At 69.8% G+C, this 13,085-nt stretch carries 12 protein-coding genes; 6 read left to right on the top strand and 6 right to left on the bottom strand.

Annotation, left to right across the window (positions count from 1 at the left end):
• Window positions 1–59: 59 nt before the first annotated feature.
• Window positions 60–1,613, bottom strand: coding sequence for a type IV pilin protein (locus DB31_RS50290; protein WP_240486527.1), 1,554 nt, complete (start codon window positions 1,611–1,613; stop codon window positions 60–62).
• A gap of 133 nt (window positions 1,614–1,746) precedes the next feature.
• On the opposite strand from DB31_RS50290, the gene DB31_RS04775 reads away from it, so the two are divergent.
• Complete coding sequence (locus DB31_RS04775; protein ID WP_240486526.1) at window positions 1,747–2,916, top strand: hypothetical protein; 1,170 nt, start codon at window positions 1,747–1,749, stop codon at window positions 2,914–2,916.
• Between the two features lie 19 nt (window positions 2,917–2,935).
• On the opposite strand, the gene DB31_RS04770 is transcribed toward DB31_RS04775, so the two are convergent.
• Both DB31_RS04770 and DB31_RS04765 read right to left on the bottom strand, forming a co-directional pair.
• Window positions 2,936–3,217 (bottom strand): hypothetical protein, encoded by a 282-nt coding sequence (locus DB31_RS04770; protein ID WP_044182890.1) that lies wholly within the window; start codon window positions 3,215–3,217, stop codon window positions 2,936–2,938.
• An 87-nt stretch (window positions 3,218–3,304) separates the two neighbouring features.
• Window positions 3,305–3,538 carry a hypothetical protein gene (locus DB31_RS04765; RefSeq protein ID WP_044182887.1) on the bottom strand — a complete coding sequence of 78 codons (234 nt, stop codon included), beginning with the start codon at window positions 3,536–3,538 and terminating at the stop codon, window positions 3,305–3,307.
• 203 nt (window positions 3,539–3,741) lie between these two features.
• On the opposite strand from DB31_RS04765, the gene DB31_RS04760 reads away from it, so the two are divergent.
• Both DB31_RS04760 and DB31_RS04755 read left to right on the top strand, forming a co-directional pair.
• A complete protein-coding gene (locus DB31_RS04760) occupies window positions 3,742–3,948 on the top strand; it encodes a hypothetical protein (RefSeq protein WP_044182884.1) in 207 nt (68 codons plus the stop codon).
• A 107-nt stretch (window positions 3,949–4,055) separates the two neighbouring features.
• The gene (locus tag DB31_RS04755; protein ID WP_052419717.1) at window positions 4,056–4,577 is read left to right on the top strand and encodes a GNAT family N-acetyltransferase; all 522 of its coding nucleotides are present in this window, start codon (window positions 4,056–4,058) and stop codon (window positions 4,575–4,577) included.
• A gap of 18 nt (window positions 4,578–4,595) precedes the next feature.
• Here the strand turns inward: DB31_RS04755 and DB31_RS04750 are convergent, their stop codons facing one another.
• From DB31_RS04750 to DB31_RS04740, 3 genes are read right to left on the bottom strand one after another with little or no spacing between them, the layout of a single operon-like run.
• Complete coding sequence (locus DB31_RS04750; RefSeq protein WP_157231831.1) at window positions 4,596–5,423, bottom strand: hypothetical protein; 828 nt, start codon at window positions 5,421–5,423, stop codon at window positions 4,596–4,598.
• A 43-nt stretch (window positions 5,424–5,466) separates the two neighbouring features.
• A complete protein-coding gene (locus tag DB31_RS04745; protein WP_044182878.1) occupies window positions 5,467–6,372 on the bottom strand; it encodes an AEC family transporter in 906 nt (301 codons plus the stop codon).
• Entirely contained in the window at window positions 6,369–7,343 is a 975-nt protein-coding gene (locus tag DB31_RS04740) for a LysR family transcriptional regulator (RefSeq protein WP_044182875.1), read from the bottom strand. Before DB31_RS04740 ends, DB31_RS04745 begins: the two co-directional genes overlap by 4 nt.
• A gap of 122 nt (window positions 7,344–7,465) precedes the next feature.
• On the opposite strand from DB31_RS04740, the gene DB31_RS04735 reads away from it, so the two are divergent.
• The 3 genes from DB31_RS04735 to DB31_RS04725 all read left to right on the top strand — a co-directional run bounded on the left by DB31_RS04735 (window position 7,466) and on the right by DB31_RS04725 (window position 13,084).
• Window positions 7,466–8,062 carry a hypothetical protein gene (locus DB31_RS04735; RefSeq protein WP_044182872.1) on the top strand — a complete coding sequence of 199 codons (597 nt, stop codon included), beginning with the start codon at window positions 7,466–7,468 and terminating at the stop codon, window positions 8,060–8,062.
• Window positions 8,063–8,181: 119 nt separating this feature from the next.
• Window positions 8,182–9,444 carry an MDR family MFS transporter gene (locus DB31_RS04730; RefSeq protein ID WP_044183892.1) on the top strand — a complete coding sequence of 421 codons (1,263 nt, stop codon included), beginning with the start codon at window positions 8,182–8,184 and terminating at the stop codon, window positions 9,442–9,444.
• Between the two features lie 67 nt (window positions 9,445–9,511).
• Window positions 9,512–13,084 (top strand): VIT domain-containing protein, encoded by a 3,573-nt coding sequence (locus DB31_RS04725; protein ID WP_044182868.1) that lies wholly within the window; start codon window positions 9,512–9,514, stop codon window positions 13,082–13,084.
• The last annotated feature ends 1 nt before the right edge of the window (window position 13,085 follow it).

Genomic DNA, 13,085 nt, shown 5'->3' with positions numbered 1-13,085 from the left:
CTTCCTCCCCGGCCCCACTCTATGCCGGACCGGGGGGAAGTGCCTGCCTGCCTGGTCTGTTACTCCATGTCGTTGCTCAGGTTCTCCGGCTCGCCGCTCTTGTCGATGACCCACACATCCCAGGCGGCGTCCGAGTCCACGTTGCCGTACGCGCAGATGGAGAAGTTGTCATTCGCGCTCTTGCCCAGCGTGGTGAGCCCCTGGCACGGCGAGGGCTCCGGCGCCACTTTGCAGTCCTTCCTGTCACAGGGCAGGCACTGCTTGCCCATGCAGTAGGTGTAACGGCGGCCCGGCTCCGGCGCGAAGCCGATCTCCTCGAAGGTGCGGCCCAACCGGTCCTTCTCCATCACGTAGGCGCGCTGGGCGACATAGGCCGCCTTGAGGTTCATCTTCGCCTCGGACTGCTTGGCGCGCGCCTGGAACTTGATGAAGTTGGGGATGGCGATGGCGGCCATGATGCCCACCAGGGCCACGGGGGTGCCGCCGGAGGCCATCTGCTCGGACATGTCCTTCACCGCACCCGCGGGGACGGTGAGCGACAGGGAGAGGCTGTCCTGCGTGGAGGACACCTGCACGGACTGGCGCGCCTGGGCCCAGTAGCCCTTCTCGTCCACCACCCGGTCCGCGGTGAGGCCCGTGGCCGCCTGCTTCAGCGTGGCCGGCGCGGCGGGATCCTGGGCAATGGAGCGCTGCACCTCGGACAGGCCGGTGGCGATGCGCTGACGCACCTCGGCCTGGTGCGCGTCGTAATCCGTGAGCGCCTTCTTCACCAAGGACTCGGCCATGGCGATGTCCTTCGCGGTGGTGCCCTCCACGTGGAGCGCGAGACGCACCGCATCGCGGCCGGTGAAGGCCAGGCGCGCGCGGCCCTTGGCGCCCAAATCCACGCGCAGGCCCAGCAGCAGCGGTGCCTCACCGGGAGCGGCAGCCGGTGCGGTGACGGGCGGCAGCGCCTCGAGCGCCCCCAGGGCCGTGGGCGTGCCGAACAGGATCAGCCCGCGCCGGGGACGGACGCACACCGGGAAGCCCAGCTCCTTCCCCACCACGCACACGTCCTGTCCCTGGAGAACGACGCGGGGGTCAGCGCCCTCACGTGTCACCTCCACGGCCGCGGCACGCACAAGCGCGACGACGGCGGAGAGCAGCTGGGCGTTGTCCGGAGAGCCCTCATCCACAGCCAATGCACCCACGGCCACCTGGGGGAGAACCCCAGCCCCGTCCGCCAGGACGCGGTCCGAGGGGACGAGGAAGGCAATACGGCGCAGGCCGGGCCACTTCGCCCAGTCTCGCAGCAGGGCGCTCACCACGGCGCCCCGGGCGAAGAACTGGCCCTCCGAGCCCTCCGCCGTCGAGAGCTGGGACATGATGGCGGTGGACACGCTGGCCAGCTGCTGCATCGTGGGCCCCTTGCCCGCGAGCCCCAGCGCCTCGAAGGCGTCCAGGTTCACCACGAGCGCGGCGCCAGGACCGGGCGCCTCGGCGCGGGCGAAGACGGCGGTGGCCTCGGGCGACAGCGGAGGCGTGGGAGGCGGAGGAGGCGTGGGAGACGGCGGAGGGGTAGTGCTGCAACTGACACAGAGAATGGCCAAAAGGGAAGCAAGGCTCAGGCGCATGGGGGCTCCAGAGGGCAGGCGCCCGTGTCTAGCCTTGCTCGTGGCCTCGATCGAGGGGTTTTCTCGGACTTGCGGTAGCGTCCCGGTTAGACGTTCCTGATACCCGAGCTTTCCCATCCCTATGCTCACGGCCATGTCCCGCCCGCCTCAAGACGCCCTCCCGCCGCGCCTCGAAGCGCTGCTCGAAGCACTGACGGATCGGGAGCACGCCGAGCAGTTGGAGCAGGTGTACCGGGCCGCGGCGGTGGCCATTGATCGGCTGGGGTACCTGAGCATCGTCAAGTACGAGCCCACCACGGCCGAGCCGGACGGAGCAGACCTCTCGCTATGGGAGACCATGGCCCCTGCGCTGGGAGAGACGCTGGGAGACGTGAACCACCTCATCACGGTCATCCGCACGCAGTTCCCGGCCCCCGAGCGCTCGGCGGGAGGCGACACGGGCTGGAGGCCGCCCCCGGCCAGCGCGGACGAGCGGCTGGCGCGGGAGGTGGAGGCCGTCTGCCAGCAGAGCGCGGAGCGGCTGGCGCGGCGGGTGGCGGATCTGGGCGAGCGGGTTCGCCGCCCGGAGGTGGTGACGGACCGCTGGGCGCTGATGACGGAGCTGCAGTCCTTCCGCCTCGACTTCCGCTCGCGAATCGGAGACCTGGTGTACCTGACGGCGGCGGCCTTCGAGGCAGTGAGCCGCGAAGAGGTGGTCCCTGGGTTCGGGCTGCAGATGGCGGCGGCGGTGGGGCTGCGAAGCGCGGTGATGGACCTGCGCCGCTCGCTGCAGAGCAAGCTCGAGCGGGTGGCGCGCACAGCGCCCGAGGGGCTCCCGGCGCTCGCGCGGCAGGTGGAGGAGAGCCTCTCGTCCTTCGCGGCGATGCCGGCCTCGCTGACGATGCGCACCCGCGACAAGCGGACCCTGATCGAGCTGCGCGAGCAGCTGCAGCAGCTGGCGCGCGAGCCCCGGGTGGAGGGCGAGGTGCTGCTGCGCGCGGTGCAGCCGGTCTTGGCGGTGCTGGAGCGGGTGGCCGAGGAGCTCACCACCCAGGTGCTCACGGTGCACGACCGGGCGGTGTGGGCGGCCTGCGGCGCGAAGCTGGAGCAGGCCGTGATGCACCTCTACCTGGGCTCACCGGGAGCCGAGCGGGTGCTGCTGGAGGCCCTGGAGAGGGCGAGCCAGCTCTATGGCCGCTCGGCGGCCTTCGATGCCTTCCTGCGCAAGCACCGCCGCGCCCCTGGCGAGGGGCTGGAGGACGTGGAGCTGCGCGAGGCGCTGGAGATGTTCCGGGAGCGGCTCGCGGCCCTTCCGTTCCACTGAAGCGGCTCGAAAGACGCGCCTACTCCTTCTTGGCGCCCTCAGGCAGCGCGGGAGCGGCGGGAGCGGCGGGCAGCACGCGGCGCTTCTCGTAGCGCTCGGCCAGCGTCTCCGGCGTCATCTCCTCCTGCCACTGCTTGGGATTGGTGCGCCAGGTGAAGTCCGCGGGCACCTTGCCGCCACCCTGGCTCTTGTAGCCAATCATCTCGGGGAACTTGTCGGACCAGCGGCCAGCCGGATCCGGCTCCAGGGTGACCTGCTCACGGTGGGAGGGAAGGACGAAGGGCTTGGAGGTGTCGCTCATGGTGATCTCCTGCGAACCTACACAGCCTCTCCGAAACGTGCCCGCTTGGGTAGTGGAAACCTCCCGCCAGGCGGCCGGGCCGCCGGGCTACCCGATCCGGTCCACGGGGAGTGCGCCCGAGGAGGCACTCCGTCGCATGCGGCGGCTGACCTGCGCGGTGGGCGGCAACTGCCGCGGCCCGAGCTCGAACACGGCGGCGAAGTAGCGCGCTTGCGCCTCGCTGGCGTAGCGGTAGCGCCGGGAGCCCCCCTTGCGCAGGAGCACCTTCACACTCCACCCCTGCCGATCCTGGAACAGCACCACTTGATCGATATCCGCCATCCACCCCTCCCCCTCGGGATGCTTTTGCTTGAAAGACGCGTGCCAACCGGGGGCAGTGGTTTCAAGGGGTTGCGGCGTGCAGGAGCAACACTTGAGAGTGCCTCTGTAAAGACTTCAGGAGGGCTCGCCTGGCTGGCTGCTGTCAATGCCGCGAAGGTGAACGGTCGACTTGTGATGCGCGAATTCTGCGTTACGTCAAAGACATGATGATTCCAGAGCTGAAAGGTGATCGGTTCGCGGAGTTCACCCTCCCCGAGGGGTGCCTGCTGTGCGGTGGAGAGGTGACGATCCGCGCGACGCCAGCGGGGGCGAGCAGCTACTGCCCGAAGTGCCACTGGCTGTCGCGGCCGCGGATGAAGGTGAAGGGCAACGGCCTGGAGCTGACGTACGCGGCCACGGCCAACGCGTAGAGCCACGGCTCCTCCCCTACATGAAGGGAGGAGCGAGGCGGAGGCACCACGCCCTCGCGCCCCGATGAAGTTGTTCCTCTGCGAGTTGCCTGTGCGAGAGTCGCGGAGTGCTGCAAATCCCCGCGGATACCGGCCTGACAGTGCGCCGGCTCGATGAGAAGGACGCGGCGGCCCTCCAGGCGCTGTGCGACGCGTGCGCGGACTACCACGTGCTCATTGAAGGCCAGCCAGCCGGTCCGGATGAAGCCAGCCACCAACTGAAGGAGCTACCGCCGGGCAAGTTGCTCGCGGACAAGTTCTTCTTCGGCCTCTTCACGCCTCGCCCGAGGCTGGTGGGCGCGTTGGATCTGCTGCGGGACTTCCGAGAGCCGGGCGAGTGGTACCTGGGGCTGTTGCTCTTCGAGCCGGGCGTGCGCGGAAAGGGGCTGGGCGAGCGCGTGCTGCGAGCGGCGGAGGACTGGGCGCGTTCGCAGGGGGCGTGGCGGATGCGGCTGGCCTGCGCGGAGCAGAACGAGGGCGGGCGACGCTTCTGGGAGCGCCAGGGCTACCGTGAGGACAAGCGCTTCCCGCCGAGGCTCCGAGGTGCGAGGGAGACGGTGTTCGTGGAGCTCACGCGCAAGCTGGCGTGAGCGTCCGCGGCGGCGCGTTCATGGCCACGCGGAGAGCCGATCGAAGTCCGCGGCGGAGAAGCGCGAGGTGTCGAGCCCGTTGGTGACCCAGGCGCCCTGCAGTCCGAAGTGCTCGCGCATCCCGCGATAGGCCTGCACATCGGTGAGGCTGGGAGAGAGCGCTCCGGCGATGTCCTGGAGGGTGTCCTCGGTGGCCCAGGTCCGGTCTCCCGGCTTGCGGTCGAACATGAACGGGTGGTTGTGGAGGTGGGCCACGGGCGCGAATCCCTGAGCCACATCGGCGACGACCTGGTCTCGCACTTCATGGCGCAGCTTCCCGCCGACGCGATCGGCGCCCGAGAGATAGACGCGAATGCGCCCGTGGCCGCGCAGGACGTAGGCACCGAACTCCGTGGGACGCTCGATCATGGGGAAGCGGTGCGCCTGACGCTGGAAGAGACGCCACTCCAGACAGGAGGCCGTGCCCAGAGTGCCGGCCCTGCCTTGAAGGATAGCGTCGATGTTCTCGGCCTCGCGGGCGCGGTCGCCTGGGAGCGTCACGTGGACGGCACGCTGCCGTTCCATGAGGGCCCGGGGCTGGAGACCCTGCCCACCGCCCAATCGGGACACCAGCGCCGCGCGGTACTGCTCACGCTCGGGGTCTATGGGCGCGGGAGCCCACCACCCGGGCGAATCGGGGAAGTCGAACGCCTCGTTGAGCTCACCTTCGATGGGCTCGGGAACCGGGATGACCTCCGGCTGCGCATCGAGCACACAGTCCGTGGGCTCACGGAAGGCCGTCCCCGAGCTCGGCGCGGCGCACGCCACCGCCAAGAGCCCACACAGGCAATAGGCGCTCACTCTCAAGGGAGACCCCACTTTCAATATAGGACTTCCGAATTGCGCGTCCTCACACCCACTGCATCCATATCAGCACGGTGAGGAAGCTCAGGGGGATGCCGAAGCCCACCATGAGCGCGGCGAGTTCTGGATCCAGCTTGTGCTCGGAGGCCAGGATGGCACCGCTGACCATGGGGGCCATGGCGTTCTGCATGAGGGTGGCCTTGCGGACGATGGGCTCCACCGGCAGGGCCCATAGCGCGAGCACCACCAGCGCCGGCGCCAGCACCAGCTTGAAGACCAATCCCAGGGCCAACCCACCGGCCCTGGCCCTCAAGCCTCGGAGCTGGAGCTGAAACCCCACGGAGAAGAGCGCGAGCGGCGTGAGCGTCGACCCCAGCCGCTCCAGCACCGTGTCCACCCACTCCGGGAAGTGCAGCGGCCGCAGCACCAACGCCAGGACGAGCGCGATGAACGGTGGGAACGTCACCACCTTGCGCATGAGCGCGGCGGGGCGAAGGGCCTCGCCCTCTCCCGCGGAGGCCCGCGCGGCGAAGAGCGTCGCGAGCGTGGCCAGCACGAGGAAGGTCCCGAGCTGATCCACCACCACCGCCACCGCGAGCCCCTCGCGTCCCAGCAGCGCCTCGGCCATGGGCAAGCCCACGAAGGCGGTGTTGCTCAGGCCCCCCGTAAGCACGAGCGCGGCGATGGACTCCCGCTTCAGCCCCACACGAGCCCCCACGCCGCGGAACAGCGCGACCGCCACCACGAAGACGACCCACGGCGAAGCGGCGGCCGCCAGCAGGGCGGCATGGAACTCCAACTTGTGCACCACGCGCAGTACGAGCGCAGGCAAGGCGACCGCGATGATGAACGAGTTGAGCACCGGGACCGTCTGCGGTGGAAAACGGTCTGTGCGACGCGCGAGCACTCCGAGCACCAGGCACACGCCCAGCAAGCTGATGACCGCCATCATACGGAGCGAGCCCTCGGCTTGCGTGCCACCGCAGGGGGCCGGGAGGGCGCCACGGGCTCGGACGTGGGCGAGACAAGCCCCTCTCCCGCGATGAGCGGGCGCTCACGCTGGATGAGCTCGTCAAGGAAGTGAAGCACGGCACGCACACGCGCGTTGTGCTGCAAGTCGCGGTGAACCACCAGCCAGATATCGCGCCGCAGGGAAGAAACGGGGGGCATCAGCCGGCGCAGCTCCGGATCCCTGTCGCCCATGAAACACGGCATCAGCCCAATCCCCACACCCGCCGCGGCAGCCGCCACCACCGACAGCAGCGAGTTGCAGCGCACCGCCACCCGAGCCGAGGCCCCCACCTCCCCCACCCACCGCGCCTCGGGCCACTTCGAGGCCGCATCCGCGTAGCCGATGACCTCGTGCCCGGCGAAGCCGGACGCTGGATCTGGCTGCCCCTTGCGAGTCAGGTAGCGCTCGGCGGCATAGGGGGCGATGGCGATCTCCCCCACCTTGCGAGCCACCAGTGTGTCTTCCTTGGGACGGGTGAGGCGCACGGCGATGTCCGCCTCGCGCCGGACGAGGTCCAGGGCGCCGTAGTCGGTGAGGAACTGCACCTCGATGCCAGGGTGGCGCTCGCGAAAAGGGGCGAAGCGGGGCAGCAACGTGCTCACGGCGAAGGCCTCGGTCATGGTGACGCGCACCACGCCCTCCAAGCGGGTGTCATCCCCACTGGCCTTGCGCTCCACGGCGAGCACGGCGGCCTCCATCTCCTCTACGGCGGAGCGGATGTTGCGCCCGGCCTCCGTGAGCACGAAGCCCGCGGGCATCCGGTCGAAGAGCCGCGCCCCCAGCCCCTCCTCGAGCACGCTGAGCCTCCGTCCTACGGTGGTGGCATCCACCCGGAGCGCCCGTCCCGCCGAGGCGAGTGAACCCTCCCGGGCGATGGCCAGGAAGTAGCGAAGGTCATCCCAATGCGGCATGGCCTGCAGATTCGCAGGGGTATCCGGCGAACTCCAGCGTTTCCGCAGGGCGAAGGCTGAGGCATTTCTTGGAGCGTTCGGGACGCACGCCGCGCCCGATTCACCGTGAAAGGAAGCACACCATGAAGACCTCGCTCCGCCTCCTCGCTGCCCTCGCCGCGCTGTCCGCCGCCTGCGCCACCACCCCGCAGGGGCCCAAGACAGCGGTGACGCCGCAGGAACTGGCTGGCGCCTGGGACAGCCCCACGTGCGAACCCGCTGGGAACAACAACTACATCCAGCGCCACTTCACGCTGACGGAGAACACCTGGGCGCTGCGGCTGGAGGCGTTCGGGGACGCACAGTGCCAGGCGAAGCTGTTCACCGCGCGCGTCCAGGGGCCGTACACGCTGGTGAAGGACTCGGCGGCGGTACCGGGGGCCACCGAGGGCAACTTCGGCTTCGGAGAGCTCTACATGACGCCGCACATGCAGCCGCTGGCGGACGCGTTCCAGAACGCGAAGTGCGGCACGGGCACGTGGAAGGTGGGCGAGGAGCAGCGGACGACAGCCACGGGCTGCCTGTTCTTCCAGCCCACGTCCGCGTGCGGCACGGACCACGACCTCGTGAGGGTGGAGGGCAACCAGCTCTTCTTCGGCAAGCGCCCGGCTGACAACAACATGTGCGCTCCGGAGAAGCGCCCCGCCGCGCTCGCGGCCCTGCCCGTGGTGAAAGGCTGACGCCAGCTCAGCAAGCGAGGGGACGAGCCAGCACCCGACGGCAGCACCGGGCGCCCTCCACGGGTGAACCCACCCCCCTCTTGGAGAGCGCCGGGCTCTGGCGCATGCTGCGCGCCAGCATGTCCTCCCCTTCCACCGTGACGCTCCGCCACAAGCTCGTGGAGCAGCTGCGTGTCACCGTCGGCGGGTTGCCCTCCACCTATTGGGTCTTGTGGGTGGGCACCCTGGTGAACCGGCTGGGCGGCTTCGTCGTGCCCTTTCTGGCGATCTACCTGACGCGCGAGCGGGGCCTCACGGAGGAGCGGGCTGGCTTTGTCGTGGCGCTGTTCGGCGCGGGCTCGATGCTGTCCTCCTTGGTGGGCGGGATGCTCGCGGACCGGTTCGGGCGCCGCATCGCGCTGGTGCTGGGGCTCTGGCTGGCCTCGGGAGGAATGCTCTTCCTGGGCTTCTCCGAGCAGCTCCTGTGGCTGCGCATCGCCGCCTTCACCGCCGGACTCCTGGGAGATCTCTACCGGCCCGCTGTATCCGCAGCCGTCGCGGACGTGGTGGCCCCCAATGATCGGGTTCGCGCCTATGGCCTGCTGTACTGGGTGGTGAACGTGGGCTTCGCCATCGCCCTGCCGCTAGGAGGCTTCGTGGCCCAGGGCGGCTTCCTGCTGCTCTTCGTGGGGGATGCGCTCACCACCTTCATCTACGGCTGCGTCGTCTGGTTCAAGGTCCCGGAGACCAGTCCCCAGTTCACCCCCTCGCGCTCGCTGCTGCCTTCGGCCGTCCCCTTCAAGGACAAGACCTTCCTGGCCTTCTGGGTGCCCAACTTCATGGTGGCGCTGATCTTCTTCCAGGGCCACACGGCGCTCGCCTTGGACCTGATCGCCCGCGGACTGCGGACGACGGAGTACGGGACGATCATGGCCGTCAACGGGGTGCTGATCGTCCTGCTGCAGCCCATTATGGCGCGCCTCGTCACCCGGTGGCGCCGCTCCTCCGTGCTCGCGGCGGGTGCGGTGTTCACCGGGCTGGGCTTCGGGCTGCACGCGCTGTCCGCCACCGTTCCGCTGGCCATGCTCGCCGTGGCCGTGTGGACGGTGGGGGAGATCCTCGGCGCGACCGTCTCCTCCTCGGTGGTGGCGGATCTCGCCTCGCCTCAGCTGCGCGGCAGCTACCAGGGCGTCTTTTCCATGAGTTGGGGAGTGGCCTCCTGCCTCGCGCCAGCGCTGGGCGGGACGGTGCTGGGCCGTTTTGGCTCCACCACCCTCTGGGGGGGCTGTCTGCTGACGGGCCTGCTCGCGGGCGCGTGGAACCTGGCTGCGGCTGACGCCCGGCGCCGTCACCTGGAGCAGCTCCGCCTCCAGCACGGTGGCGTGAGCGCGAACGTGGACTGACGCGAGAGCAGGGACCTCTCAGGTCCCCGGCGCACACACAAGGCACCTTGGGCTAACGTCCCGGGGCATGCACCTGACGCGCGCCTCGGCCCTCCTGCTGTCGACGTGGCTCCTTCTCTCGGGCTGCACCCGTAGCACACCCGGTGAGCCCAAGCCTCCCACGCCTCCGTCGCAGCCGGCGTCCCCGGCAGCCACGGCATCGAAGGAAGAGGTGGAGCGCTTCAAGAAGGCAGGGCTGGCAGCTCCCGAGGCCGTACTCGCGGCCGCGGACACAGGAGCCGTGGACCTCGCGGAGCTGCGGGACTCCGTGGCGGATCCGCAGGTCATTACCGAAGAGCAGGTCGCCAAGCTCGAGGAGGCGGCACGCCCACGCCCCGCCCCCGCGGAACACGAGGCTCCCGGCGAGCCGATGGCGGAGAGGAGCGCGCCGGCCGAGGACGGAGTGGAAGGAGGAGTTGTCGGAGGCGTTGTGGGCGGAGTCGTTGGCGGTGTGCTCGGTGGCGCCGTAGCGCCAGCTCCCAGCGCTCCGCCTCCTCCGCCTCCTCCCCGGGCCTCAGCCCCTGCAGGAGCGAGAATGGCTCCCGCGAGGAACGCCACAAGCGGTGAGCTCTTCGGAATGAGCTCAGGTGGCGGAAACGCGCCGGAGCCCGCGAAGAAGGCCAAGGGCGGCAAGGAGGACACGCTCCCCACGCCGGTGCTTCCGAAGGTAGAGGCCGCGCCGCGCACGGCCAAGGTGCTGGTGACGAACGAGTCCGGACGCTACGCGCCGCTCAAGCTGCGCGCAGTGCGGGTGGTGACGTACATCCAGGGCTCCCGGGCGCGGACGGTGGTGGACCACCTCTTCGAGAACGACACGGCCCGCAGCCTGGAGGGGACCTTCTTCTACCCGCTGCCCGGAGGAGCGACGGTGGCGGGCTTCGCGCTCTACTCGGGCTCGGTGGCGGTGGACTCTCCCTCGCTCTTCCAGTCATCCGAGCTGCTGCCCTCGCTGGGCGACAGTTCGGGCAAGGAGGAAGAGCTGGCCTCCGCAGCCCCTCCGAGTCCTGCTGGTGCGAAGCGCTCTTGGGGCGAGCGCCAGGAGGCCCGCGTCGTCGAGCAGAAGCGAGCCCGGGAGGTCTACGAGGACGTGGTCCGCCGCAACGTGGATCCGGCGCTGCTGGAGTGGGCGGGGGCCTCGACGTTCAGCGCGAGGGTGTTCCCGCTGCCGCCCAAGTCGCTCAAGCGGGTCGTCATCGCCTACGAGCAGACGCTGCTCTTCGACGGCCAGCGCCTGCGCTATACGTGGCCGCTGCCTCCGGGAGCAGGACAAGGGGTGCAGGTCTCCGCGCGCGTGCACGTGGATCCGCGGCAGGTAGGCGAGGTGTCGGTGCAGCCCACTCCGGCGGGGAAGCCTCGGACGCTGGGCCCCTGGCAGGCGCATGATCTGCCCAAGCTTCAGGGAGACGGCACGCTGGCGGTGGCACTGGCGCCACGGAACGCGGACGCGGACGTGCTGGTGGGCAAGGACGCGGCGGGGCTTCCGGGACAGGCCTTCTACGCGCGGGTGCGGCTGCCCGAGAAGCTGACCTCGGGGGAGGGGGGCCCTCCCACGGGACGTGCGGTGCTGGTGGTGGACACCTCGCTGTCAGCGGACGACGGCAACGCCTGGGCGCTCCAGGCCGCCACGCTGCGAGCCCTGCTGGAGAAGGATGACTCGCTGAAGGAGTACGCGGTGCTGCTGTTCGACGTGCGCCCGCGCTGGCTCCACAGCCCGGGCTGGCGGCCCAACGACGTCGAGCACCGCCAGCAGACGTTCTCCGAGCTGGAGAACATCTTCCTGGAGGGGGCCTCGCACGTGGACGGAATGCTGGAGGAGCTGGACCATGCGGGAGGCGACTGGCTCAAGCCGGCCAAAGCGGGGGAGCGGGTGACGGCGTTCCTGCTCTCGGACGGCCTCACCACCTGGGGCCAGGGGCGCGTGGAGGCGCTGGTGGCCAACCACCCGAGCGTGGAGACGCTGCGGTGGATGACCTACCGCTTCGGCGAGTCGGCGGTGAACCAGGAGCTGTTCGACGCGCTGGCGCGTGCCAGCGACGGCCGCGTGGTGAACGTGCTGTCCGGCTTGGAGGTGGACGCGGCGGCCCTGGCACACCGTGCAGCCTCGGTCGTGCTGGCACGTGTGGAGGTGAAGGGCACGGCAGTGAAGGATCTGGTGGTGGCGGGCCGTCCGCGGCTCGTCTTCCCGGGCCAGGAGCTACAGGTGGCGGGGCGGCTGCCGGGCGAAGGCGCGGCGGAGCTGGAAGTGGTGACCCGCGTGGGCGAGCAAGAGCGCGTGCTGCGCGTGCCGCTGCCGCGCGACACGGACAGCAGCTTCGCGCCCCGGGCGTGGGCGGAGCTCTTCGTGTCGCGGCTCGTCTCACTGGATGACGAACGGCTGGACCGGATGGTGGTGGCGCTCAGCCAGCACTACCGGCTGGCCAACGCGCGAGCCTCCATGCTCGTGCTGGAGTCCGAGGGCGACTACACCCGCTACTCCGTGAAGAACGAGCAGGTGGACCTGCAGGACCTGGAGGGGCTGCGCAGGAAGGAAGAGGATCAGCGGCGCGACAAGCTGCTGGGTATCGCCCTGGATGACGTACCGGACTCGGGCCGGCAGGTGGTGCGTAAGCTGAGCGAGCTCAAGAGCCAGCTGGGAGCGATGTTGCGGAAGCAACCGCTCAAGGACGAGCCCTACGCGGGAGGGGACGAGCGCCTCCAGGCGGAGCTGCAGTACCGGACGGCGCGGCGCGAGAACCGGGATGACGTGCTCGTGTACGAAGCCATCGCGCGCAAGCGGGCCTTCGTGGGAGACACCTGGGGCGCGGTGCGGGCGCTCTCCTCACCGGTGGAGCTGCGGCCAACGGACGCCGAGGCGCTGCGCCTGGTGGGCTACGGCATGTTGGCGCTGGGCCAGTACCCGGCGGCGGCGGAGCTCTTCGAGCATGTGCGGCTCAACCGGCCCTTCGAAGCCCAGGCGTTCCTCGAGGAGGCGCTGGCGCTGGACGCGACAGGCCGCTACTCGGAGGCGGCGCGCAACTACGAGATCGTCCTGGCGCGCAACTGGCCGCGGCACCCTTCGGAGCTGAGGACGGCGGCGGCCTACCACTACGCCCGCATGCTCAACGGCCTGGCCCGGCACCCGCGTGCGGAGGGTATCGCGAGCGTGCTGCGCGCCCGGCAAGCCGAGCTGGCGAAGCTCCAGCAAGACGGAGTGGCCATGGACTTCCAGCCGATCGACTACCAGCTCACCACGCACTGGAACTCGGACAACACGGACATCGACCTCTGGGTGATCGAGCCCAACGGGGAGCGCTGCTTCTACTCCCACCGGACGACGCAGCTGGGCGGCAAGCTCTTCTGGGACATCACGGATGGATTGGGGCCGGAGCTGTACCACGCGCGCAAAGCGGCACCGGGGCCGTATCACGTGGTGGTGCACTACTACGGTAACCGCTCCCAGCGGTACGTCGTGCCCACGGCGCTGCTGCTGGTGAGTGACCGGGGCGTCTTCACACCGGAGGATGAGTACCGGCGGCGCTTCCAGGTGCGAATCCTGCCGAAGAACGACGCGCTGCTCCTGCTGCGCCGCGAGGAGATGATCCCGGTGGCCAAGGCCCCGTGAG

The sequence above is a fragment of the Hyalangium minutum genome (assembly GCF_000737315.1).
In the GTDB taxonomy this organism is placed as follows: domain Bacteria; phylum Myxococcota; class Myxococcia; order Myxococcales; family Myxococcaceae; genus Hyalangium; species Hyalangium minutum.
The sequence above is the reverse complement of the archived record's forward strand: the minus strand, read 5'-3'. Positions and strand labels throughout refer to the sequence as shown.